Consider the following 24,566-nt stretch of genomic DNA (forward strand, 5'->3'; position numbering starts at 1 on the left):
GTCACAAGGACTGGAGATAGGCGAGCAACCGCTCCTGTTGCCCGGCGGGCAAGGCGTTGAACGCCGCGCGACTGCGCGACCCTTCGCCGCCGTGCAGGCGAATCGCATCGCGCAGCGACGTAGCGCGACCATCGTGGAGATAATGCGCACGACCGCCCTGGGACCGCGCCGCCAGCCCGAGTCCCCACAGCGGAGCAGTACGCCACTCAGACGGTTCGGCATCGCCTTCCGTGTACCCGTCGTTCAGCTCCGGTCCCATGTCATGCAGCAGCAGGTCGGTGAACGGCGCAAATTCGACGCGATCCAACTGCGCGATGTCGGATCGACCGGTCGTCATCGACGGGCGGTGGCACGACGCGCATCCGATGGCGACGAATGCCTCTTCCCCCTCGAGCACGGCGGCGTCGGCGACCGAGCGCCGTGGCGGGGGCCGCAGCGTGCGCAGGTAGAACACGACGGCGCTGACGACAGCGGAGCTGACCTCGGGGTCGGGTACGTTGTCGACTGCCTCTGCGCCGAGTTGCCGGTTGTACAGATCGCGTGGCAGGAGGTCCGTCGTGACCCCCATGTCTTCGGCATAGGCGAAGACGGTTTGCTGGACGAGGTTGACCACACGCGCCTTCTTGCCGAAGCGACCGATGTAGGCGCCGTTATGCACGCGCGCCGGGGTCGCTCCGCCGGCGACGGAGGTACGTGCCACGATGCCGCCGAGGAAGTCCGTCGAATCGATGCGAGCCACGCGCCCGGAGACACCGTCGCCATCGGCGTCCGACGGATCCGCGAGGGCGAGGATCGTGGCGTCATCGACCGCCTCGAGAAAGCCGAGTCCGGTGACGGCTGGCGCGGTGAAGCGTGCCACGGCTGTGACGCCGGCTGGCAAGCGCTCAGCGAGGTAGCCGGCAATGGCGCGGTTCTGGAGTTGTGGCCCGCCCTCCGATTCCATGGGGTTGAATCGGCCGTTCTCCATGACGCCGAATCGCGTCAGGTCGAAGACCGGATGCCCCTTCCCCTCGCCCACGTGACAGCCGTCGCAGCTGGTGGCGACGAACAGCGGGCCGAGGCCGTCGGCGGGCGTGAATCGCCGGCCGAACTCGCCATCGCCGGCGGCGTGGAGGGAGAGTTGCGCACCGGCCAAGCCCTCGACCGGGCCATCGAGCAGCAGTGCGTCGTCAGGGGCGCCGGGCATGAGCACATCGCCGCAGCCGCTGAGCGCGACGCAACAGCACACTACCAAACTCAAGCGCTGCAGCAGCGCGGCGGAGTGACGCTCTGGGTGTGTCGGACCTGAAGATCGCATCGAGCCCACCCTTGTGGAGCTTAGAACCAGCCGAGTTGCGTACAGCAACACTGTATATTTCGCATATCCGAAACACAAGTCATTGCTACACTAATCCCTCTCTCGATCCTCAGGTTGCGGGGGAAGGGCCTGCAGGCGCCAGCAATCCCCCCGGAGCACAGGGCGGGCGGCGCGACGCGCAGTGTTTGACACCGACGGGAACCAGCCGCTGACCCAGCCAGCTCTCTGGATGTGCTCGGGCGTCCGCGTGGACCGGAGTGTGCGAATTTCGGCGACGTGGAATTGGCTGCGTCGCAGGCCGATCACCGCGACACTGTCTCCTCATGTGACGCGTGGCAAGCGCACCGCGAGACCGCCGCGCCGCTCGCCGCGTGCGGCCTTCTGGAGGCGACATCGGCAGCACCACTGATGGAAGTCAGCGTCGCGCGCGACGCAGCACCAGGTTCCATGTCGTGGCGATCAAGAGCGCGGCGGCGCCGGCGTAGATCATCTGCATCGCAGGGAAGCCGTGGACGAGGATCACGCCGCTGGCCATCGAGACTCCACCGGCAGCGCCCAATACCAACGGGCCGATATGTCCATGGCACTGCCGCCCGCGCCAGAACCCCCACGTCGCGATGCCCAGGGAGGCGAGCATCACAGGCCAGAGCACCGCATCGCTCCGCAAAAAGCCGAGCCCCAGCGCCGTGACGGTGCCCACGATGATGGGTGTTCCCGCACAGCAGAGCGCGGCGAGGACAGCGCCGATCACGCCGGCGCCATCCGCTGCGGTGGCGACACCGTCACCTCCTCGCCTCGTAACACCCAGACCAGTCACGACAGTCCCACCGGCGTGCAACACGACGCCCCATCGCCATCGCCCTGCATTGGCGGACACACGACGCTGCCGAAGGAGCAGAAGACGCAGCAGTCCCCGGCATTCGGTCGCAGCAGCACCTTGCAGCTCGCACACTCGTGAAAGAACCGGCAGGCGTCGGTCGGCATCGTGAGTTCGTCGACGTGCCCACAGTCCGGGCAGGTGAGGCGCGACTGGAGTTCCATGACGGATGAGCTGAGGGGCAGGTGCAGGACTGCGGCGGAGGCAGTACCATACCTCCGTACCCAAGTACGGAGTCAAGACCATGGCACCCGTGCCAGCATCCGGAATGCTGATCGGCGCCTTCGCCGCCGCGGTCGGCGTCGGCATCGAGACGGTGCGGTATTACGAACGGCGCGGCCTGTTGCCGACATCAGTTGCAGAGCGCGGGCGCGGTCGACGGTATGATGCGTCAGCTGTGTCCAGACTGACATTCATCAAGGCCGCGCAGGATCTTGGCTTCAGCCTCGATCAGGTGGGCGCGCTGCTGCGGTTGAACGATGGTCGCCATTGCGGCGAGACCAGACAGCTCGCGGAGTCCAAGCTGCGCGCTGTGCGCCAGAAGCGTGAGGCATTGCTGAAGATCGACCACGCGCTGTCGATGCTGATTGAGCAGTGCGGGACGACTCGTGCCACGGAGCACTGTCCGTTGATTGCGGCTCTGTCCGCGACATAGGGCATCGCGAGCGCCGATGGATGGGCGATGCTCGCGCACGAGGCGTGACGCGGATCGGTGTGACGGCGCAGTGAGCTGCCCCGTAATCATTCGGCCGAATGTGCTCGACAAACAGACGCGTCAATCGGAGGCACGGAGCCTGCATTATGACCGAGCTCCTGCACGCAATGTCAACACCGAAGAGATCTGCGCTCGCACCCACGCGGGCTGCACCAGCGGTAGCGCATGACTCGCCCCGACGTAGACGCGCAGCAGACAGTCCCGGTGCGACGACGCGAGTTCACGGATCGGTCCGACCGGCGCACTCTCGTCGCGATCTCCGTGCAGGCATAGCATCGGGATCCGGCCCTCGACGGATGCGAGATCTGGTGTCAGGTCATAGTCGTAGATGACCTCCCACAGCGTGGACGTGGACGAGCGCCACGTCATCTGGTTCAGGTCTTCGGCCACCTCGCGAGGAACATCCCGAATGAGCGAGGGGAGCGCCCAACCAAGGAGACGACGGCTCACCAGACACGCGATGGCCGCCGGGATCATGTGCGTCATGATCCATCCCTCCGCGCCACGGCGACCGAAGTACCCCTTCGCGCTTTCGGTACGTCCGAAGTACGGCATGCTCACGAGCACCAACTGTGCGATTTCGTCGGGGTATCGGGCTGCATAGGTGACAGCCAGGCGTGCACCGAGTGAGTGACCGACGAGCACCAGAGGACCAGTTGCCGCGACGGGTTGCAGCACCTGGCGCAACGCCGCGATGTGCCGGTCGACGCTGTACTCCTCCCACGGCTTCGGTGAACGACCGAAGCCGAGCAGGTCAACGAGCAACAGACGGGCATTTGCGGTCAGCGCCATGACGCGCGTCTTCCAGAAGCGTGTGGTCGCGCCGAGGCCGGGGAGAAACACGATGGTCGGGCCGGCGGATGGTGGCGTCGCCTGCAAGGGCTCGGTGTAGAGCGGACGCCGGGCGTCAGCGCCATCGTCCCCTTCGCTGACGGCCACTGCACCGCCGCCCACGACCGCGACCCCCAACACCACACCGATGCGCTTGAGCGCAGTACGACGTGACTGCACCGGACCCACACCCGCGCGCTCCTGCCGCCGGCCCGCGTTGCTCCTATCCATGCTCAGGCAGTCGCGAGGCGATTCCTGCGACGCCGCCCTGCGCTGCGCAACAGTTTTGACACCTCGATGATCGTGACCGGCACCAGTCCGGCGCCTATCGTTAGTGCGCAGTCGCGCCACGACAGCGGCGTGATCTGCAGCACTCGCTGCGCGACGGCGACGTGATGCAATGCGTATTGCAGGATGACCGACGCGACGACCACGACCAGCAGCCGAAGATTGGTGAAGGCACCGACCTCCCAGAGCACCTTGTCGGCACTCCGTGCCGAGAATGCGCGGAAGAGTTCCCCGAACACGAGGACGGAGAACGCAAGATTGCGCGCCTCCGCCAGCTCGCGTGACCGGAGCGCCCACAGGTAGACGCTGAGCGTGACCGCTGCCTGCAACACGCCCGTCAGTACGATGAATCGCCACTGCGCCACGCCAAGCATTGGCTCGTCCGGCGACCGCGGGGGACGCATGAGCACGTCCTTCTCCGGCGGGTCGAGCACGAGCGCCAGCGCTGGCACCCCGTCCGTCACGACATTGATCCACAACAGTTGCAGCGGTACGAGGGGAAGCGGGAGGCCGCTCAGCGCCGCAACCAGCATCACCGTCAACTCCGCCATGTTGCCCGACAGCAGATAGACGAGCGTCTTGCGGATGTTGTCGAAGATGCCGCGACCCTCGCGAATCGCGGCCACGATACTCGCGAAGTTGTCGTCGGCCAGCACCATGTCCGATGCTTCCCGGGTGACTTCCGTACCGGTCTGCCCCATCGCGATCCCGACATGCGCTTCCCGTAACGCCGGTGCATCATTGACGCCATCGCCCGTCATGGCGACGACGGCACCGCGCGCCTTCCACTCGCGAACGATACGGATCTTGTCCTCCGGCGTCGCACGGGCATGAACGACGTCACCAGCCGCGTCGCTCCCGGTCACGATGCCGAGTTCCTTCGCGATAGCCGCCGCAGTCAACGGATGGTCACCGGTAATCATCACCGTGGTGATCCCTGCGCGCCGCGCCGTCGCAATCGCTTCGATGGCCTCCGGTCTCGGCGGATCCGCAATGCCGATCAAGCCCTGCAGCGTTGCCCGCGTCTCATCACCGGCAGGCGCGACTGCCACCGCCAGGACGCGAAGGCCGCGTTCCGCCATTGCGATGTTCGCGGCCTCGACCCCATCCGGCTGCGTCTCGCACAATGGCAGAATGCTTTCGATGGCACCCTTCAAGTACACTCGCCGATCCTCCCGCTCAATCGACATGCGCTTGAGGAGCGTGTCGAAGGGTTTCTCCGCGACGCGCGGATTGCTCTCCTCGATCTGCGCACGATGGATGCCCCGCTCGGCGGCCGCGATCAGGATCGCGAGCTCGGTGGGATCACCAACCCCATCGACGCCGTCCTCCCGCAGCTCGGCGTCCACACATGCGGCAGCGGCCGCGAGCAGCTCCTGACCGTCACCACCCCAGACGTCGCGGACGCGCATCACACCGGTCGTGAGCGTCCCCGTCTTGTCTGTGCAGATGACCGTGGCATTCCCCAGCGTCTCGACAGCCGGCAATCGCCGCACCAGCACATGACGTGACGCCATGCGTTGCACGCCAACCGCCAGCGCGATGGTCACCACGGCCGGCAATCCCTCAGGCACGGCCGCAACCGCCAGCGATACCGCCACCATGAATACCTCGATGGCCGGCCAGCCACGGATCACGCCAGCGAGGGCGACGATGGCAACGATCCCACCGCAGATGAATAACAGCGACTTGCTGACGCGAGCCAGGCGGTCCTGCAGTGGCGTCGCACTCTCCTCCGCCGTCGCCAGCAAGTGCGCGATCTTACCCAGCTCGGTCTTCATCCCGGTCGACGACACGATGGCCGTACCAGTCCCCGTCGAGACTGACGTGCCCATGAAGACGAAGTCCCGACGTTCGGCGAGTGGTGTGTCGGGGCTGGTCAGCGTCACGTTCTTCTCCACCGGCGCGCTCTCGCCAGTCAGTGCCGCTTCATTCGTCGTCAGCGCATTCGCCTCCACGAGCCGAGCATCTGCCGCCGTCACGTCGCCGGCTTCCAGCAGAAGCGTGTCGCCGGGCACGACCGTCGCGGCGGGCACCAGCTCGACCCGTCCATCACGCTTGACCCTCGCCCGGGGAGCGGTCATGGACCGGAGTGCGAGCACGGCGCGTTGCGCCCTGAACTCCTGCATGAAACCGATGATCGCGTTGACCACGACGATTGTCAGAATTGCCCCGGCGTCCAGCCACTCACCGAGCACCGCTGAAACCATACCCGCTGCGAGGAGCAACCAGATCACGGGACTCGTGAACTGGCGAAGGAAGAGCGCGGCGGCCGACGCAGCGGGTTCGAGCGCGAGCTCGTTCGAGCCGAACTCGCGCAGCTTGCGCTCCGCCTCCGATGCCGACAACCCGACCTGCGGCGAGGTCGAAGTCACGTCTGCTGGGCCAGGGTGCGGAGCCATCAGCGCAAGTGACCAGCCATGTCCTCACAGGACTCTGCGCTGCGGGCACACATGTCCGCACACTCCTCCATCATCGCATCGCCAGCACCGAGCGAACGGCAGAAGTTCTCACAGATTCGACAGGCCATGGCACAGACGCCGCACACGGCATCGTGAATCGGCGATCCGCGCAGGACCAGATCTGCGGCCGTCGCGCAGAGTCGTGCACAGTCGAGCATCGCGGTCTGATGCTCACGTCCTGCATGCTCCCCAGTCATCTCGAGGCAATGCGCCGCGGTCAGGGTGCACGATGCGTACGTGTTGAGGCACCGTCTCGCGCAGTCCTGCATCATGACATTCTTCTGTTGGTGGTCACTGTCGGACATCGTCCCTCCCGTCGATTGTTGCTTCCGTCACAAGACCCCCGCGGCAGGCCGACACTAGGCCAGCGACGGTACCGTCGGATCGCTTGGTGCCATGCGTCCTGGGCCGTCGGTACGATTCGCACGAGCCGCGGCCACCAGTTGCCGTTCCTTGACCAGTGAGTAAATGGCCGGTACCACTAGGAGGGTCAGGATGGTGCTGCTCACCATGCCTCCAATCATGGGCGCGGCGATGCGCTTCATGACGCTCGCACCCGTACCGGTGCCCCACAGGATCGGCAACAATCCGATCATGGTCGACGCAACGGTCATCATCTTGGGCCGCACGCGTTCGACGGCCCCTTCGATCACGGCCTCGTAGAGGTCCTTCACCGTCGGCACCTTCCCGTCAGCACTGCGCTCGGCCCACGCGCTATTCAGGTAGACGAGCATGATGACGGCCGTCTCGGCCGCCACGCCGGCCAACGCGAGAAAACCGACCGTCACCGCCACCGACCACTCGTAATCGAGCGCCCACAGGAACCAGATGCCGCCGATGAGCGTGAACGGAATCGAGAGCATCACAATCAGCGTCTCGCTGATGCTACCGAAGTTGAAGTACAGCAGCAGGAAGACGATGGCCAGTGTCGCGGGGACGACGAGCTGCATCTTTGCCGTGGCGCGCTCCATGTACTCGAATTGCCCACTCCATGCCATCGTGTAGCCTGCCGGAAGGACGAGATCACGACTGACCACTTGCTTCGCGTCGGCGACGTAGCCCCCGATATCCGTTCCCTCGACGTCCACATACACCCAGGCAGTGGGCTGCGCGTCCTCCGTCCGGACGACCATTGGGCCCGAGACCTGACGGATGGTCGCGACCTGACCGAGCGGGATCTGGGCGGCACCGCGACTCGGAGCACGGCTGTTGGCGGTTGCCATGCCATCGCCCATCGACGCGGGGGCTGTACCTGCGTCGTGGCTCACGGGAACGAGGACGGACGCCAGTCGTTCGGGCGTATCGCGCAGTTCCTGTGGGTAACGCACACGGACGCCGTATCGCTCGCGGCCCTCGACGGTCTGCGTGATCGTCATCCCACCGATGGCAGCCGCAATCACCGTCTGGATGTCGCCGACGTTGAGGCCATGGCGCGCCGCGGCGACGCGGTCGATGTCGATGTCGAGGTAATACCCACTGACGGCTCGCTCGGCGAATCCGCTGCGCGTACCGGGCACCGTCTTGAGGAGTGACTCGAGCTCCTTGCCGAGCCGCTCGAGCGTGGCCAGGTCCGGCCCGAAGAGCTTCACACCAACGGGGGTGCGGATGCCAGTCGCGAGCATGTCGATGCGCCCCTTGATCGGCATCGTCCAGGCATTCGTCACCCCAGGCATCCTGACCGCCGAGTCCATGGCGGCGACGAGCCTGTCATAGGTCATACCGTCTCGCCATTCCGACTTCGGCTTGAGCGAGATCGTGGTCTCCGCCATGTCCAGTCCCGCTGGGTCCGTGGCGGTGTTCGCACGTCCCGCCTTGCCCCAGACGCTGGCCACTTCAGGGAATGACTTCAGGATCGCGTCCTGCTGACGCAGCAATTCGCGCGCTCGGGCAACGCTGATCCCAGGCAGCGTTGACGGCATGTACAGGATGGTGCCCTCCTCGAGCGGTGGCATGAACTCGCTGCCGATGCGCTGGAATGGGATGTACGTCACGATCAGCGCGGCCGCCGAGAGGCTGATCATTCCCCAGCGGTGCGCCATCACCCATGCGAGCACCGGGCGGTAGCCGCGAATCATCGCGCGGCTGAGTGGATTCTTCGCCTCGCGATAGATCTTGCCGCGGATGAACAGGCCCATCAGCACCGGCACGAGCGTGATGCTGAGCAGACTGGCGGCGGCCATCGCAAACGTCTTCGTCAACGCCAATGGCTTGAAGAGGCGACCTTCCTGACCCTCGAGCGTGAAGACAGGGATGAAGGAGACCGTGATGATCAGGAGCGAGTAGAACAGCGACGGACCGACCTCCTTGGCCGAGGTCAGTACGATGTCCATCCGCTCGCGTGTCGTCAGCGTGGCAGTATCGATGTGTGTCGCACCCGCGGGCGCCCGACGCTCGAGGTGCTTGTGCATGTTCTCCACCATCACGATAGCCGCGTCAATCATCTCACCAATCGCAATGGCGATCCCGCCGAGTGACATGATGTCCGCGCCAATGTCGAAGGCGCGGAGGCCGATGAAGGCAATCAAGACACTGATCGGCAGCGTGATCACCGCCACAAGCGCGGAGCGCACGTGCAGCAGGAACACGACGCAGATGACCGCGACGATGATTGCCTCCTCCAGAAGCGTCTCACGCACCGTCCCGATGGACTCCTCGATGAGGGCGCTGCGGTCATAGACCGGACGCACGACGACCCCCGGCGGCAGTCCCGACTGGGCATCGCCAAGCTTTGCCTTGACGCGCTCGATGGTGGCGAGTGCATTCTCACCGAATCGCATCACGACGATCCCGCCGACCGCATCACCGCGCCCATCGAGGTCCGTGATGCCACGGCGGACGGCAGGACCGACGGAGACACGACCGAGTTCGCGCACCCGGATCGGCGTGCCTGCCTTCGTCGCACCAACCACCACATTCTCGATGTCGCCAATGCCGCGCAGGTACCCGAGCCCACGCACCATGTACTCGCGCTCCGACAACTCCATCACCATCGCGCCGACGTCACTGTTGGCCGCCTGGATGGCGCTCATGACTCGAGTCAGCGGAACGCCGTACGCCTGCAGCCGCGTAGGGTCGATATCGACCTGATACTGCTTCTCGAAGCCGCCAACACTCGCCACCTCGGCCACGCCGGGTACTGCGGTGAGCGCGTACCGGAGATACCAATCCTGCACACCGCGGAGCTGTGCGAGGTCGAGGCGGCCGGTCGTGTCTTCGAGGGCATACTGATAAATCCAGCCCAGGCCCGTGGCGTCAGGACCGAGTGTCGGCGAGACGTTGGCAGGCAGCCGGCCCTTGATGCCGTTCAGATACTCGAGGACGCGCGACCGCGCCCAGTAGAGGTCCGTTCCGTCCTCGAAAATCACGTAGACGAAGGAGACACCGAAGAATGAATACCCTCGTACCGTGCTTGCACCGGGGACCTTGAGCATCTCGGCAGCGAGGGGATAGGTCACCTGGTCTTCGACGATCTTCGGCGCCTGCTCGCCGTATTCCGTCTGCACGATCACCTGCACATCGCTGAGGTCGGGCAACGCCTCCAGTGGTGTGTTCCTGATGGCCCAGATGCCGCCGAGCGACAGCGCCAGCGCCATGATGCCGACGATCAGGCGATTCTGCGCCGACCACTCGATGAGTCGATTCAGCATCGCATCACCTCGGCCGGTGTCCTGAGTGCGCTTCGGAGGTGTCCGACGGGTTCGCGCGCGCTGGCGAACGTGTCGGCCGTGCCGGCGGCTTTGGTGACGTCCTCGGCGCCGCCGTCGGCGGTATCGTCATCTCCATCCCCGGCATGTCACCCATACCACCGAGCGCCGTACCCAGGTTGGACTCCGCATCCACCAGAAAGGTCGCCGAGGCCACCACGGTATCGCCGAGCTGTAGCCCGCGCATCACCTGGATACGTTCAGCTGTAGCCACCCCGAGCGTGACGCTGCGGGGCTCGAGCTGACCGTCAGCGCGGCGTACAAACACCAGCTGACGCTCGCCTGTAGCCAGCACTGCGCCGCGCGGCACCGTCAGCACGGCCGCACGCGCCGTCCCTGTGATGTTGACGGTGGCGTACATGCCGGGCTTCAGTCGCATTCCCCTATTGGTCACCTGCGCGCGCACCCGCGCCGTCCGTGTCTCCGGGGTCAGGGTGGGATAGATGTATGCGATGCGTCCAGTCCATCGCTCTCCAGGGTACGCATCCAACTCCGCATCGACGACCTGACCGACACGGAGACTGCGGAGGTCCTGCTCGTACACTTCGGCTTCGATCCAGACCGTGCTCAGATCGGCGACGCGAAAGAGTGCATCGCCGGCCATGATCCGCTGTCCCTCAGTCACCGCCTTTTCCGTGACGACTCCCTCCGCGCCCGCTCGGAGCGTGAGCGTCCGCTGCACCCGCCCTGTGCTTTCGATGCGCGCAATCTCGTCAGCGGAGATGTCCCAATAGGCGAGTCGCCGACGCGCCGACACGAGCAGATCATCGGCTCCAGATCGGGTCTCCGTCGTTGCCTCGGCGACCTCACCGGAGAGTCGCTTCGCAAGCAGCAATTCCTCTTGCGCGCTCACCAGCATCGGCGAGAAGATCGCGAGCAACGGATCGCCACGTCGCACCTGGAGACCGGTGAAGTTCACGTACAGCCGTTCCACCCACCCATCGACCTTCGGTGAGATGGTGCGCACACGCGTCTCATCGACCACGACCTGGCCGGCCGCACGGATCTGTCCGGAGAGCTCCTCGAGCGTCACCGCTGCGAACGTGACGCCGATACGGCGCGCCTGATCTGAACTCAACATCACTGGGGCCGCGCTGTCGGCGCCTCGCGCCATCGCCGTGTGGTCCTCGCCTGCGGCGTCGGGCGTCGATGGCGTTCGCGTCACCCACCACGTCACGCCAAGCGCCGCAATGGGCAGCAAGACGACGGCCACGATACGTAGCACGCGCCAGCGTGGCTTGTCTTTAACGGGGGTGACGGGCGCTTCCTTGCCGATCTCTGGCATCAGCGGGACCCTCCATCACGAGCTGGCGGGGATCGGCGCGGAGACACCGGAGGCGCTCCGACGAGCGGCTGCCCCACGATCATCTCCAGATCGCCCCAGGCACGTCCTTCTGCTGCGTCGAGGGCCAGCAGTTCCTGACGGTATCGGTTCACGGCCATGCGATTGTCGATGACGGTCATGAAATCCACGCCACCGGTGCGATACGACGAGAGCGATGATGTCGTAGCCGCTTCCGCCTGTGGCAGGATGCTGGAGCGGTAGAGCACACGCAGTCGACGCGCGCTGGTGAGCGCCGCGCGCACCTCCGTCAGGCGGCTGCGCGTATCTGCACGCATGGCGATCAGTTCTGCTTCGGCCATCGCGCGCATCGCCACGCTTTCCTCACGCATCCGGAGCTGTCGTGATCCGGCAAAGATGGGCAGCGATGCCCCGGCCATCAGGCTGCCCATGCGGTCGATGCCCATGGGCATTCGGCGCTGGCCGTATTGGACGCCGAGCTGCAGGTCGGGCCAGAGTTCGCGGCGCGCCAGGGTCGCATCTGCGGCTGCGGCTCGTACGTCGGCTGCTCCAGCCGCAAGCATGGGCTGCGTTTCGGATGCCGCCTGCACGAATGTCTCCACGCTCGGCACCTCGTCTGGAAAGGCTGGAAGTACCGAACGCCCGGCGACGGCGTCGGGGGAGGTGTCTGCGGCCGCCGCCAGCCGAGCACTCGCGCCCTCGAGCATGGCCTCCATCCGGACGATCTCCTCATCCATCCGGGCGATTTCCACGCGGGCGCGGAGCACGTCGGCCTGCCGTCCATCTCCGACGCGATACATCGCGGTGGCGACGGCCGCCACATCCTCCAGCAGCCGCCGCGTCTGCCGTGCAATGGTGAGCGCGCCCTCGAACTGGTAGCGCTCGTAGAACGCCATTGCGGCCGCGGACCGCGCCGTCCACAGCGCATCCGCAGCACGTGCGTGCACGGCATCAGCGCGGGCGCGGGCTGCGCGGCCAGCAGCGGACAGTTTCCCGGGAAACGGGACCATCTGCATGAGCTGCAGCTGCACCATGCCGAGCGCCTCATCGGGCCGGAGCGAGGGCAGCGAGTAGTTCATGAAGCCCACCTGCAGTTCGGGATCCGGCGGACGCCGCACGCCCGGGATCCGTGCATCAGCGGCGCGCGCGAGGGCTCTTGCGGCTTGCACGCGAGGACTCCGACTCGCGACCAGCGCATACACCGAGTCGAGCGTCAGCGCCGACGGAGCACTCTCGAGCGGGGGCACGACTTGGGCGACTACCGGCGTGCCCATCACCGTCCCGATGAGGAGCACGCCGCAGGCTCGTGGCACAGACCACCGGGACCAGACGCCTCGATCACCTCGATGCGCCCTTGCAGATGCTGCAGTGGTCTGACACCAGTGGTGGTGTCCGCCGTTCACATCCGACAATGGGATCACCTCGAAGGGGGCAACGCTCCCGGCACGGCGCGGCACCGCGCGCGTTGACCGGTCCATCAACGCGTCACGTGGACTCCTCTGGTGCTCAGGTTCACGATACCTCCACGCGGCGAGCCGCTGCGTCGGGGTTTTGACAGACCCGTGTCCGTGTTCGCCTGACACTTGACACTCGGCCTGAGGTACGTCGCATGGCGCGCCGCCGTCTCGACTCGGCGCTGATGTGAGTTCGAGGCGACCGCGCTCACAACGACGTGCGACGAAGGAGCTGCGCATTGATCGCCACGATGATCGTGCTCAGTGACATCAGCACCGCCGCGAGCGCTGGCGTGAGGAGAATCCCCCACGGCGCGAGCGCGCCGGCGGCCAGCGGAATCGCCACTACGTTGTAACCCGCCGCCCACCAGAGATTCTGGATCATTTTGCGATAGCTCGCGCGCGACAGGGCGATGATCCGCGGAATGTCGCGCGGGTCACTGCGCACGAGGACCACGTCGCCCGCTTCCACGGCGACGTCCGTGCCGGCCCCGATGGCAATGCCGACATCGGCGGTGACGAGCGCCGGCGCGTCGTTGACGCCATCGCCGATCATCGCAACGCGCTTTCCCTCCTGCTGCAGTCGCTCGATGTGCGATGCCTTCTCGTCAGGGAGCACCTGCGCCAGTACCGTGTCGATTTTGAGTTCCTTGGCGACCGCATCCGCGACGGCTTTTGCGTCGCCGGTCATCATGACCACCTCGATCCCCGCCTCGTGAAGTCGATTCACCGCCTCCACTGATTCTGGCCGGATCGCGTCTGCGACGGCAAAGGCGGCGAGCGTCCGCTCACCCTCGACGAGGTAGATCACTGCCTGTCCCCGTGTTGCCGCTGCCTGCGCAAACTTCACGAGCGATGCGGCGGGCGTCACCTTCAGCTGGGCCAGCAGGTTGGGGCCACCCGCCGCCAGCGCCCGTCCCGCCACGGTCGCGCGCACGCCGCGCCCGGGAATCGCTTCAAACGAGGTCGCGGCACCAGGCGTGATGCCTCGGTCGGTGGCGCTCAGCACAATCGCACGCGCCACTGGATGCTCGGCGTCGTGTTCGAGCGCCGCGGCCAGTGACAGCGCGTCCTCCTCGGAGAGCCCCCCGTCCGTCGCCATCGCGACCACGCGGTGTTCACCAAGCGTGAGCGTCCCGGTCTTGTCGAAGACGACCGTCGTCACGCGTCGCGCTTCCTCGAGACCGCGTCGATCACGGACCAGCAGGCCATTTCGGGCACCGAGTGTCGTGGAGATCGCCAGCACGAGCGGCACGGCCAGCCCGAGCGCGTGAGGACACGCGATCACGAGTACCGTGACGAAACGTTCGATGGCCACCGCGACAGTCGCCCCGCTCAGCAGCCACGCGACGAGGGTGATCACGCCAGAGCCGAGCGCCACCCACGTCAGCCAGAACGCAGCTCGATCCGCGAGCGCCTGGGCGCGTGATCGCGAGGTCTGCGCCTGCGCGACCAATCGCATGATTCCGGCGAGCGCGGTGCGATCACCTGTGCCCGTCACCTCAATCCGGAGCGCACCGGTGCCATTGATCGCGCCTGCGATCACCGTGGCACCGATGTCCTTCGGCACCGGCGCTGACTCTCCTGTCAGGAGCGCCTCGTCGACGCTGCTGCGACCATCACGGACCACGCCGTCCGCTGGAACGCTCGCTCCCGGTCGCACCAACATGATGTTGCCGATGACGAGGTCGTTGACCGAGACCTCCTCGAGCGCTTCGCGACCGTCGGCGGCCACGGTCACGCGCGTCGCCATGTCGGGCAGCAACTTCGCGAGCTCACCCAACGCGCCCTGTGCCTGCGAGATGGACCGCATCTCGAGCCAGTGGCCCAGCAGCATCACGGTGATCAGCGTGGCCAGTTCTTCCCACAGCGGCATGCCGGGAAAGCCGAGCGTTACCGCCAGGCTGAAGACGAACGCGACACTGATCGCGAGGGCGATGAGCGTCATCATGCCGGGCAGCCGATCCGCGATCTCGCGCGCGGCGCCTTTCAGGAACGGTGTCCCGCCGTAGATGAAGAGCACCGTGCCGAACAGCGCCGGTACCAAAGTGCTGCCCGGGAAACCGGGTGGTGCGTATCCGAACGCGCTGGGCAGCATGTGGCCCCAGACGAGCGTCGGCAGCATCAGCGCCAGTGACCACCAGAACTTGTCCCGGAACAGGGCGACCGAGTGACCGGCGTGCTTGTCGTGGCCTTCATGACCCGCGGCGGGGCCGCCATGATCGTCGTGTCCGCCGCCGCGCTTCGGGTCGTCAGCTCGGGTCACATTCGACGGCTTCGACGTGGCGTTCGCGTGTGTCGCGAGGTTGGAGCCCTGCGCCGCACCCTGCTCCCCGTGCGCGGGATGATCACGAGCGACGTGTGGTGCCACGACGTCTGCGTCTGGGCCATCACCGCTCGTGACGCTCGGGTGGCCCGCGCCATGATCGGCGTGCTCTCTGGTTGACGATGGATCGGTCATCCGCCGCGTACTGGCTTCGACCAGCCACCGCCGCCAGAGTGGGATCTCCTCGACGTGTGCCTGAGACTACCCGGAAAATCACAACGCGTCATGTTCGTGCCCTCGAGGGAGCCTTCAACGTGCGACACGGACAGGACCAGTCATGGTCATCGACGCTGAACCCGCAGTGAATCGCCGCGGCATTTACCCGGTCGTCGACAGGATGCCGATGCAGTGCTTTTATGCATGATAAAGGATGAGTGCAACCCACGGCCCTCGTGCCTCACGGCCAGGGCGGGCAGAGTGCCCGGGCCGGGCCGGCCCGGCCCGGCCCGGCCCGGTTCCCGCCTTGTCCGACTTGCCCGGCTCGTGCAGTTTATGCATCATAAAGCGAGCGTCCGAAGTCCCACCCACACCCGAGCCGCGTGCCCAGCAAGCGCAGCACTGGAACTGCACCGCGCGGCATTCGCGTCGCGCCGACGTCGCCGCTCCCGCCCCAGTTGCACGACACCATCCGTCTCTCAGCCGACGGCTTGGCGAAGGTGCTCGGCGATCTGGAAGCGCGCGTGATGGCGGCCATGTGGCGCCTCGGTGCGCCTGCCACCGGGCGCGCGGTTCACGCGCAGGTCGCAGCGACGCATCAGGTGGCGCTGCTCACGGTGATCACGGTCCTCAACAAGCTGGTGCGGAAGCATCTGCTCCGACGCGAGGAGCGCGACGGGCTGCTGCATTTCGAGGTCACGATGACCGAGGCGGCCTTCATGGCGCATGCGAGTCGCCGCGTCGTCGAGGGGATCCTGTCATTCAGTTCGGATGCCATGGCGGCATCGCTGGTCGACGTCCTCGCCGAGCGTGACCCGGATCAGCTGGCGGAACTGGCGCGCCTCATCGAGGAGCGACTGAAGTCGTGATGACGTCGTGTGTGCGAGTCGATGCCTGACGGCAGCGCCCACACGCTGACGCTACGTCGCGGCGTCGACGAGCGGGAGGCGCGACATCGGCGAAGGCTGTTGTTCGTCATTGGCATCCTGCTTCTCGCCGCGACGAGCCCCGTGATGGTGCACCACGCCACGGGTGAGATCGGGACACTGCTCGACGGTCGCGACCACCTCTGGAGCATCTGCCTGATCGCGCTGCATCAGCTGCTCGACCCAGTGCATTCCGTCTTTCACGTACTGCTCATCGGCGGCGTCGCGTACGCCGTGATTGACCGTGCCCGTGCCTGGTGGCGCCTCCGTACGACGCTCGGCCTGATCCTTGCGCGGCCCGTCGTCTCGACTGACGGAACATTCGTCGCGGCACGCGCAGCGGCGGTGCCAACGGACTCGATCCGGCTCGTCGATGGGCTGCCAATTCCCGCCTTCACCATCGGCTGGTTCCGTCCCGTCATCCACGTCAGCACGGAGCTGGAGGGTCAACTTTCGCAGGCGCAGCTCGCTGCGGTGCTGGCACACGAGTACGCCCATGTCCGCCGACGCGACCCGCTTCGCCTCACGGTGCTGCGTGCGCTGGGGTGTCTGCTGTTCTGGCTGCCCGCCATGCGACGGCTGGCTGCCGATGTGGCGGACGACGCGGAGATCATCGCAGACGACTTTGCGGTGCGCGGCGATCCTGTCGCGCTGGCCTCCGCGATCCTGGCGCTCGCGCAGTGGCGCGCGCCGGGTCGCACCGGCGGTGCGTCGTTGCAGCACGGCGGCGCCATCGTCGGTTTCCATCGTGACGCCATGCTCGACCGGCGGATCAACCGTCTCCTCGGCAACCAATCGAGCATCACCTCGCAGGTGACGAAGCCATCGCTGTTCGGCGCCGGCGTGGCCCTCCTGCTCGCGTGGGGTTCAGGCCTTGCCGTGGCCCACCCGATGACCAGCCACAGTGACCACTGCACGCACACGCGACTGGCGGCGTACGAACATGTCTTCTGTCTCGTTGGCCACACTGCCTCGACGGCCCGCGATTGTCCACATCATGGCGACGGCGGCTGACGCGCCGTCGTTCGCCACGCCAGCTCTGACTCTTCGTCTTCCGAGCCGCATATGCATCGCTCCGTGATCCACCTCATCGCCGTCGCCACTGCCATCACGATTGGCGCACCTGCGGCGCATGGCTCCGTGCGCGATGACGCACACGCATCCGACTCGACGCGGGCGTCGACGATGCCGGCGACGGTGACGGATTCCGCCGACGTCGCCGGCGTCGTCAATGCATACCACCGCGCGCTGGCCGCCGGTGACAGCGCCGCCGCCATGACGCTGCTGGCGCCTGATGCCATCATCCAGGAGAGCGGCAGCGTGGAGACGCGAAGCGACTATGCGGGGCACCACCTCCCCGGCGACATGCGCTTCGCGCAGGCATTGCCCGGCGTGCGGAGTGCGCAGCGCGTCGTCGTCGTCGGCGACGTCGCGTGGAGCACCTCGACCAGTGTCACCAAGGGGAAGTACCGTGACCGTGACATCAATTCCGTGGGTGCGGAGTTGATGGTGCTCGGGCGCGTTGATGGTGTGTGGCGGATTCGCGCCATTCACTGGTCGTCGCGGACACCACGTGCGTGATCCAAGGCTGAACGTGCGGGCTCACCTTTTGAGAGTCTTGGGCTCTTGCAGACGAAACGCTCAGCAGACGCTCACACAACTTGTTCATTCAAGTCCGCCCCTCTCCCAGCGCGTGAATCGCACGCTTGATCCACATATTGCACAGCGTTCAACATGCTCGTCGCGCCCGAGGCCGTTGTACAATCGATGATCCGTGTCCGCACCAACTCACCAGAGGTTTGCATATGGAATTAAAGGCTGCCATCGGAAAGCTAGAGCGCCTTGGACCCGTTCAGTCGTTGCTTCGGCGTCGCTATGTCCGGCGATTCGCAACCGTCCATGGCACGAATTGCTGGTTGGGCGTCTACGGCAGCTTCGAGGAGGCGCTGCGCGCGGCACCGCAGACCGCACCGGTCGGGTACAATCATGCGTCGGCGGCATCGCTGTACGAAGATATGGTGAATCGCGTCCAGGCAAAAGACTATCCGGCGCTCTACTGGTTGCGTCGGACGCTCGACCGCGCGTCGACGGTGTTCGATTTTGGTGGAAACGTCGGGATATCGTATTACGCGTATCAGAAGTACCTGGCTGGCTGCGGGCCGTCACATTGGACCGTCTGCGATGTGCCAGCGGTGATCAATGCCGGAAGCCGACGGGCTGTCGAGCAAGGCGCCACAGCGCTCCAGTTCACCAGCAGTTTTTCAGACGCGTCCGGTTGCGATGTGCTCTTCACGGCTGGCACGTTGCAGTACATCGAGTCACCGTTCGACGCGCTCGTAGAGACGCTTTTCAGGCGTCCGGCGCACATTGTGGTCAACATGATGCCGACGTTACCGGATCGCACGGTGATCACGCTGCAGAATATCGGCATCAGCTATTGCGCATACCGGATCATCGAGCGCGGGGCGCTCGCACCGGCGCTGCAACGGCTGGGCTACGTTCTCGAAGATGAGTGGATCAATCCGGAGACCCGTACTCGCATGCCTTACGCGGACGATATGCCTGGGATCACCTGGATCGGTCAATATTACCGGCTGGCGGTTTCGTGATTGTCTCACGAGAGCCATTGGCATCGCCTGATCAATCGTCGCACAGCGGTGCTGAGCGCGCTAGCGCTCGGAGTCGTCATATGCACGGTTTCCGGGCGACATGCGGTTCGCGTAGGCGCTCGCATGGTTCGGAGTGCGCAGCGGGGGCCGTCGGCGGCGGCGCGTGGGACACCTCGACCAGCGTCACCAAGGGTGAGTACCGTGACCGCGACATCAATTCCGTGGGTGCAGAGTTGATGGTGCTTGCACGCGTTGGTGGCGCGTGGCGGATTCGCGCCATTCACTGGTCTTCGCGCACGCCGCGCAGCTGATCGTCCGCACCATCGTTCGCACTCACGGTCCGCTGGCATCACCCGTTCGCCCGTGCCCGCGGTGCCGCATGCCGGAGCACGTCCACCCGTTCATCACCTGACCCTCTGCACCGAGCGAGCCTCCGATGCGTCCCGTGACTGCAGCGCTGTCCACGCTACTTCCCGCCATTGTCCTGAGTGCGATTGTCGCGCCTGCCGCAGCGTCTGCGCCGGCCAACGATGGCACACGCTCGTCGACTGCTACGCCTGCCGCCAGCATGTCCGACAGCACGGACGCCATCGCAACGCTCCGCGCCGTCTTCGCCGCAGCGGAGCGCGGTGACCTGCTCGCGCTGGACTCGCTGTATGCCGGTGAGAGCCTGACCGTGGTGGAAGGTGCGGGCATCAACCGCGGCTGGGCTGACTACCGCGATCATCATCTCGGTCCTGAAATCAAGGTGATGAAGAACTTCGTGTACCGGCCCGAGGAGATCGAGGTGCACGTCGCCGGCACGACCGCATGGACGACGTTCCGGTACACGCTCAAGGCCGACATGAACGGCCGGTCGATTGACAACGTCGGACGTGGCACAGCGATCCTGATCCGGCGAGGCACCGCCGCCAATGGCCGGTGGGTGGTGCGCCACATCCAGACGAGCTCGCGCGCGCGGCGTGCGGGTGATCCGCCCGCGACCTGACCGTCGGACCTGACGACGAGAAAAGATCAGGGGCTTTCGCGCACGCCGGGGCCGCTGCACTTTACGAGGAGTAAAGGAGCGGTCATCTTCGGGCTCATGTGCGGCGGAACAGTCGGTCAGCCGGCGTGTCGCCCTCGTCTCATGGTCACCTGGCACGCGGCCGATGCAGGCGGCCGCCCGATGCACGGGACGTACACCTTCTCCGTCGACGCACCGACCCCGAAACGATGCGACGCGTGTGACGGTGAGCTGTCTCTTGACGCGCGCCTTGCGTCCGCATTCAGCATCAGCAGAGAGTGGTGGTATCGCACAGTGTGGCTGTTGTTCGATGGACCTAGGACCGATGAACGCGTCGTATCCTCGCTCGCCGTTGAATGCCCACCCTCGCCGGAGGCCGATTCCGAGCTCGAAAGGCGTCGCGCCGGCTTGCCGCCCATTCTCTGCACGCAGCACCGCGCTTCCGCGGCGTTCAGCACAATCCGCGAATCCACCCATCACCATCTCCTCCCCATGCCCACCTTCGTCAAGCTTCAACGCTCGCGGCTACATCGCAGAGTGATTGCGCTCCTCGGCCTCGCCTCCGCCCTCGCGGCAAGTCCACTCGCGGCGCAGGAGACAGGAGGCGTCGCGACTGCGCGCGGTCAGGTCGTGACCCCAGCTGGAGTTCCGGTACCGCGCGCGACCATCGAGTTGCTGCCCGCCGCGGGACGCGCGGGACGCACTGTGCGCACCGATGACAATGGACGCTTCATGTTGACGACACCCGCCGCCGGTCGTGCGCGACTGCGTGCGACGTCCATCGGATACGTACCCTCGAGCGTCGAGGTCGACCTCGTCATCGGGCGCGAGGTGACGGCGAACATCACCCTCGTCGCAATGCCGTCGGTCCTGAATCAGGTCGTGGTGTCCGCCTCGCGCAGCGGCCAGGAACTGGCCAAGGTTCCCGCATCCGTCAGCGTCGTCTCGGCGGACGTCATTCAGGGGACTGGTCGTCGTAACACGAGCGTGGAAGAAGCATTGCGGAACGTGCCGGGCGTCGTCGTCCGCGACCAGCTTGGCGGTGCTTCGCGCGCCACCATCGCGATCCGCGGTGCTGGCTCCTCGAACACCTTCGGTATTCGCGGCATCAGGCTCCTGATCGACGGCGTGCCGAAGAACAATGCCGGCGGCTCCGGACAGGATCTGGCCAACCTGGACATGTCGTCCATCGCCAGCATCGAAGTGCTCCGTGGCCCTGCGTCAACGTTGTACGGGAATCAGGCCGGCGGTGTCGTCTCCATGACGAGCGAGGCCGGAGGCGAGACTCGGCGGCAGGGCAGGTCCTCGGCGGGAGCTTCGGCTTCGCCCGCGTGCACGCCAAGGCCACCGGCGACGCATTCGGTGGAACCGTGGGATACCTGTTCAGCGCGTGGCGCACGCAGCAGGACGGTTATCGCGACAACTCCAACTTTGACCAGACGGGGTTCTCGTCCAAATTCGTCTTCAAGCCGGACGCAAAGAGCACGATCACCGCAGTCATGTCGTACGACAATCTCGGGCAGGACGTGTCTGGTGGCCTGACCGAAGGCGAGATGCGCGCGACCCCGCGCATCGCGGACTCCACCTCGTTCGCGCGGGTGGGCGGCGTGCGTCTCGACAACTTCGGGCGCTTCGACGAATTCCGCTTCGGCCTGAATGTGCAACGGGCACTGACGGCGACCGAGCAGTTCGAGACACAGCTGTTCTATGTGCCGCGGACGATCCACGAAGGCCCTGCCCTGACACAGTTCATTCAGCAGGGCTTCGAGAACCGCGGCGTGACCGCACGCTTGCTGTCCACCCGGCCCATCGGTTCAGTTGGGAGTCGCTTCACGACGGGCGTGGACTTCCACGACACGCCCATCCAGACGACGACCACCGGACGGCCCGGCACGGCGGCGGCGGGCACCGCCTTCTCCTCGTTCGACGAACAAGCCACCGCGGTGGGCGTCTACGCGTTGGAGGAGCTCGCCCTCGGCACGAAGGTCACCCTGACGGCCGGCGCCCGGTACGACAACATCCGCTTCGCGCAACAGAACAAGCTGCGGAGCGCTCAGACGGAGCCTCGCACCTTCACGCGGACGACGCCCAAGATCGGCCTCACGTACCGCGTGAACCCCTCGCTCTCCACCTTCGCGAACTTCAGCGAGTCGTTCGAGGCTCCGGTCATCGGCAACCTGCGAAACTCTCCCCGGACGGATGGGGAGTTCATCACGAACCAAGTGGTGAAGCCGCTGACGATCCGGACGCTCGAGGTCGGGACGCGAGGCGTGGTTGGTCGTGGCTCCTTCGAGCTCACCGTCTTCACGCAGCGGCTGCGTGACCAGCAGGTGAACGTGAACTTCGTGCGTCCTGCACCGCTCACCGGACAGTTCGGTGCGCTGGTCAACGCCGCCGAGGTCAAGCAGTCAGGTGTGGAAGCAGGAGCCAAGGTGTCGCTCACGAGCGCACTCACCTTGGCCGGCACATACACATACTCGGACTTCAGCTACTCCCGCTACGAAGCCGGTCCGAACAACTTCAGTGGCAATGAGCTCCCCGGAATCCCGAAGCACAATGGATTCGTGGAACTGCGTTATCAGGATTCACGTGGGCTGTCGGGCGGAATCGAGTACCAGTCGGTCGGGAAGTTCTTCGTGAATGATGCGAACACGGCCGAGAATGCGGCGTACTCGCTCGTCAACCTTCGGGCGGGCTGGGCACTGCAGCTCGGCCGCACGCAGTTCGCCCCCTTCGTGGCGGTGAACAACGTGTTCTCCGAGAAGTACTCGTCACAGCCGCAGATCAACGCTGGCGCAGGTCGATTCTTCAACCCGCTCCCCGAGATCAACTACGCGATGGGGCTGAAGATCAATTGGTAGCTGACCGTCGACGTCGCACTGGTGCTCGTTTGCACCAGTGCGACGTCGTCGACCGTTCGTCATGGGCATGCGATGTCTCTCACGTTCCCATTTGTCCGTGTACCGGGTCGCCACCAACGGGGAGCATGCCGTGATTGCATCACGAGCGAAGGGACAGATTGCCACCTGGCATCGGTGGCTGGGCTTGGGGCTGACGGTGCCGCTGCTCGGATGGATCATCTCCGCCGCGGTGATGATGCTCGTCTCGATGAATGCACCGAATGGCCTCGCGGGCATTTACGCGCTGAATCCCTACAACTCGGTGGACGTCCGACTGGATGCGGCGACGGTGGATCCGAACACGATCCTTCAGCAGCTCTCGTCAGTCCATCACCTCGAGCGCATCTACTGGCTGCGACTGCAGTCTCGTGGTCCGCATCTCTGGTACGTCGTGAAGCCAACTCCCTTCGCGCTGGCCATGGTGTTCGATGCGCGCACCGGAGAACGTCTGGACCCGCTCCCGGACTCGTTACTCGCGACCGTGGCTGGCGAGGCGCTCGTCGGTGCCCGAGTCGTGAAGCTGGAGTCCGCGACCGAGTACAATCGCTACTACACGGTTGATCGCCTCCCGGTTGTCCGAGCGCATGTCGACGGACAACAGGAAGCCCGGCTGATCCTCTCGCGTGACGAGGGCCGCACGCTTCGCCGCTTGAACGCGGAGTCCGAACGCTTCGAGTGGTGGTATCGCGCGGCCCACGTCAATCAGTTCAGCGCCCACATGGGCCTCTGGACCACACTGCTCTACCTTTGCGGCGCCGCGGTGATCGTGACCAGCGTGTTCGGCTACATGCTGTTTTGGTGGCGGCGGCCGCGCGCACCTGCAGCCACCCAGGTTGAGCAGGCCGGACGGCCATGGATGCGCGCGCGGAATCTGCACCGGAAGCTTGGCGTCGTCGCAGGGGGGATCCTCGCCATCCAGATGCTCGTCGGTGCGTATCTCTGGCTCAGCCTCGGACCGCTGGAAGATCCCTTCCGTGGGAAGACGAGCTTCAGCACCGATTGGCAGGGAGGGTTCTCGACACAGCAGTCGGTCGCGACGCCGAACGAGGTGCTCAGCCGCGTCGCTGCATCGTTGCCGCCAAGCCCGCGCCCGGTCCAGGCAATCGAGTGGTGGCGGCTCGGCGAGCAGGATGCGTGGGCGATCACCACGCGCATGGACGAGCCGACGCGCGTCGTCACCGCCTCCGGCGTGTCGATGCAGTCGCTCACTGCTGCTTTGGCCGGCGAAATCGCGCGGCAGGAGGTCGTCGGCCATCCGCCCTTCGTGTTGGTGGGCGCCTCGACGCAGCTCTCGACGGATCTCAATCGAGTTTTGCCCGTCTACCGGTTTCGATTCGATGACCCACAGCGCACCGACGTGTACGTCTCCAATACCACCGGGCAGGTCATTCAGCGCCGCCCATTTTTCTGGCGCATGTTCGGTCCATTCCTGGCCGTTCACATGTTTTCGTTCACGGGAAACAAGACCTTCGACGTGATACTCCTGGCATCATTTCAGCTCCTCGTCCTCGGCATGATCGCCTCCGGGTGGCGCGTGCGTTTCCCTGGAAAGACCAGCCGTGAAGCCTGACGGGATGTCGGTGCGAACAGATCGCACAGGGCACCGCGCCGTCCACCGTCAGACGCGGCCGCGCCGACCATTCGCGAGATCCGACCGCATCGCCCTGATCCTCGGGGTCCTACTGGCGGCGGGGATGTTCGTCTGGGTCAGC

Annotated in this window: 18 protein-coding genes; 9 read left to right on the forward strand and 9 right to left on the reverse strand. The window is 65.7% G+C overall.

Annotated features, from left to right (window positions below; all coding sequences use genetic code 11):
• Window position 1: 1 nt before the first annotated feature.
• Complete coding sequence (locus IT355_15880; GenBank protein ID MCC7054752.1) at window positions 2-1,186, reverse strand: hypothetical protein; 1,185 nt, start codon at window positions 1,184-1,186, stop codon at window positions 2-4.
• 526 nt (window positions 1,187-1,712) lie between these two features.
• Window positions 1,713-2,048, reverse strand: coding sequence for a MerC domain-containing protein (locus IT355_15885; GenBank protein ID MCC7054753.1), 336 nt, complete (start codon window positions 2,046-2,048; stop codon window positions 1,713-1,715).
• Window positions 2,049-2,418: 370 nt separating this feature from the next.
• Between IT355_15885 and IT355_15890 the strand changes: the two genes are divergently transcribed.
• Window positions 2,419-2,829: a MerR family transcriptional regulator gene (locus tag IT355_15890; protein MCC7054754.1), complete on the forward strand. Its 411-nt coding sequence runs from the start codon at window positions 2,419-2,421 to the stop codon at window positions 2,827-2,829.
• 144 nt (window positions 2,830-2,973) lie between these two features.
• On the opposite strand, the gene IT355_15895 is transcribed toward IT355_15890, so the two are convergent.
• The 7 genes from IT355_15895 to IT355_15925 form a co-directional block, all read right to left on the reverse strand.
• The gene (locus IT355_15895) at window positions 2,974-3,951 is read right to left on the reverse strand and encodes an alpha/beta hydrolase (GenBank protein ID MCC7054755.1); all 978 of its coding nucleotides are present in this window, start codon (window positions 3,949-3,951) and stop codon (window positions 2,974-2,976) included.
• Between the two features lie 2 nt (window positions 3,952-3,953).
• Window positions 3,954-6,383: a cation-translocating P-type ATPase gene (locus IT355_15900; GenBank protein ID MCC7054756.1), complete on the reverse strand. Its 2,430-nt coding sequence runs from the start codon at window positions 6,381-6,383 to the stop codon at window positions 3,954-3,956.
• Between the two features lie 26 nt (window positions 6,384-6,409).
• The gene (locus tag IT355_15905; GenBank protein ID MCC7054757.1) at window positions 6,410-6,775 is read right to left on the reverse strand and encodes a four-helix bundle copper-binding protein; all 366 of its coding nucleotides are present in this window, start codon (window positions 6,773-6,775) and stop codon (window positions 6,410-6,412) included.
• 54 nt (window positions 6,776-6,829) lie between these two features.
• Window positions 6,830-10,117, reverse strand: a complete 3,288-nt coding sequence (locus IT355_15910; protein MCC7054758.1) for an efflux RND transporter permease subunit — start codon at window positions 10,115-10,117, stop codon at window positions 6,830-6,832.
• A gap of 4 nt (window positions 10,118-10,121) precedes the next feature.
• Window positions 10,122-11,459: an efflux RND transporter periplasmic adaptor subunit gene (locus tag IT355_15915; GenBank protein ID MCC7054759.1), complete on the reverse strand. Its 1,338-nt coding sequence runs from the start codon at window positions 11,457-11,459 to the stop codon at window positions 10,122-10,124.
• A complete protein-coding gene (locus IT355_15920; protein MCC7054760.1) occupies window positions 11,459-12,754 on the reverse strand; it encodes a TolC family protein in 1,296 nt (431 codons plus the stop codon). Before IT355_15920 ends, IT355_15915 begins: the two co-directional genes overlap by 1 nt.
• Before the next feature lie 385 nt (window positions 12,755-13,139).
• Window positions 13,140-15,392 (reverse strand): heavy metal translocating P-type ATPase, encoded by a 2,253-nt coding sequence (locus IT355_15925; protein MCC7054761.1) that lies wholly within the window; start codon window positions 15,390-15,392, stop codon window positions 13,140-13,142.
• Between the two features lie 512 nt (window positions 15,393-15,904).
• On the opposite strand from IT355_15925, the gene IT355_15930 reads away from it, so the two are divergent.
• The 8 genes from IT355_15930 to IT355_15965 all read left to right on the forward strand — a co-directional run bounded on the left by IT355_15930 (window position 15,905) and on the right by IT355_15965 (window position 24,424).
• Entirely contained in the window at window positions 15,905-16,282 is a 378-nt protein-coding gene (locus tag IT355_15930) for a BlaI/MecI/CopY family transcriptional regulator (GenBank protein MCC7054762.1), read from the forward strand.
• A 21-nt stretch (window positions 16,283-16,303) separates the two neighbouring features.
• Window positions 16,304-17,353 (forward strand): M56 family metallopeptidase, encoded by a 1,050-nt coding sequence (locus tag IT355_15935; GenBank protein MCC7054763.1) that lies wholly within the window; start codon window positions 16,304-16,306, stop codon window positions 17,351-17,353.
• Between the two features lie 51 nt (window positions 17,354-17,404).
• Window positions 17,405-17,920, forward strand: coding sequence for a nuclear transport factor 2 family protein (locus tag IT355_15940; protein MCC7054764.1), 516 nt, complete (start codon window positions 17,405-17,407; stop codon window positions 17,918-17,920).
• Between the two features lie 335 nt (window positions 17,921-18,255).
• Window positions 18,256-18,948, forward strand: a complete 693-nt coding sequence (locus IT355_15945; GenBank protein MCC7054765.1) for a methyltransferase, TIGR04325 family — start codon at window positions 18,256-18,258, stop codon at window positions 18,946-18,948.
• Between the two features lie 568 nt (window positions 18,949-19,516).
• Window positions 19,517-19,936, forward strand: a complete 420-nt coding sequence (locus IT355_15950) for a nuclear transport factor 2 family protein (GenBank protein MCC7054766.1) — start codon at window positions 19,517-19,519, stop codon at window positions 19,934-19,936.
• A gap of 180 nt (window positions 19,937-20,116) precedes the next feature.
• Window positions 20,117-21,496 (forward strand): TonB-dependent receptor plug domain-containing protein, encoded by a 1,380-nt coding sequence (locus IT355_15955; protein MCC7054767.1) that lies wholly within the window; start codon window positions 20,117-20,119, stop codon window positions 21,494-21,496.
• Window positions 21,454-22,815 (forward strand): TonB-dependent receptor, encoded by a 1,362-nt coding sequence (locus IT355_15960; protein MCC7054768.1) that lies wholly within the window; start codon window positions 21,454-21,456, stop codon window positions 22,813-22,815. Before IT355_15955 ends, IT355_15960 begins: the two co-directional genes overlap by 43 nt.
• A 97-nt stretch (window positions 22,816-22,912) precedes the next feature.
• A complete protein-coding gene (locus tag IT355_15965) occupies window positions 22,913-24,424 on the forward strand; it encodes a hypothetical protein (protein MCC7054769.1) in 1,512 nt (503 codons plus the stop codon).
• Window positions 24,425-24,566: the final 142 nt, after the last annotated feature.

It is taken from the genome of Gemmatimonadaceae bacterium, assembly GCA_020851035.1.
In the GTDB taxonomy this organism is placed as follows: domain Bacteria; phylum Gemmatimonadota; class Gemmatimonadetes; order Gemmatimonadales; family Gemmatimonadaceae; genus JACMLX01.

Coding starts and splice junctions, on each gene's coding strand:
- IT355_15940 (MCC7054764.1), top strand. CDS start 17,405: ATGCATCGCTCCGTGATCCACCTCATCGCCGTCGCCACTGCCATCACG.
- IT355_15935 (MCC7054763.1), top strand. CDS start 16,304: ATGCCTGACGGCAGCGCCCACACGCTGACGCTACGTCGCGGCGTCGAC.
- IT355_15960 (MCC7054768.1), top strand. CDS start 21,454: ATGTCGTACGACAATCTCGGGCAGGACGTGTCTGGTGGCCTGACCGAA.
- IT355_15955 (MCC7054767.1), top strand. CDS start 20,117: ATGCACGGGACGTACACCTTCTCCGTCGACGCACCGACCCCGAAACGA.
- IT355_15915 (MCC7054759.1), bottom strand. CDS start 11,459: ATGCCAGAGATCGGCAAGGAAGCGCCCGTCACCCCCGTTAAAGACAAG.
- IT355_15895 (MCC7054755.1), bottom strand. CDS start 3,951: ATGGATAGGAGCAACGCGGGCCGGCGGCAGGAGCGCGCGGGTGTGGGT.
- IT355_15910 (MCC7054758.1), bottom strand. CDS start 10,117: ATGCTGAATCGACTCATCGAGTGGTCGGCGCAGAATCGCCTGATCGTC.
- IT355_15925 (MCC7054761.1), bottom strand. CDS start 15,392: ATGACCGATCCATCGTCAACCAGAGAGCACGCCGATCATGGCGCGGGC.
- IT355_15880 (MCC7054752.1), bottom strand. CDS start 1,186: ATGCCCGGCGCCCCTGACGACGCACTGCTGCTCGATGGCCCGGTCGAG.
- IT355_15905 (MCC7054757.1), bottom strand. CDS start 6,775: ATGTCCGACAGTGACCACCAACAGAAGAATGTCATGATGCAGGACTGC.
- IT355_15950 (MCC7054766.1), top strand. CDS start 19,517: ATGTCCGACAGCACGGACGCCATCGCAACGCTCCGCGCCGTCTTCGCC.
- IT355_15890 (MCC7054754.1), top strand. CDS start 2,419: ATGGCACCCGTGCCAGCATCCGGAATGCTGATCGGCGCCTTCGCCGCC.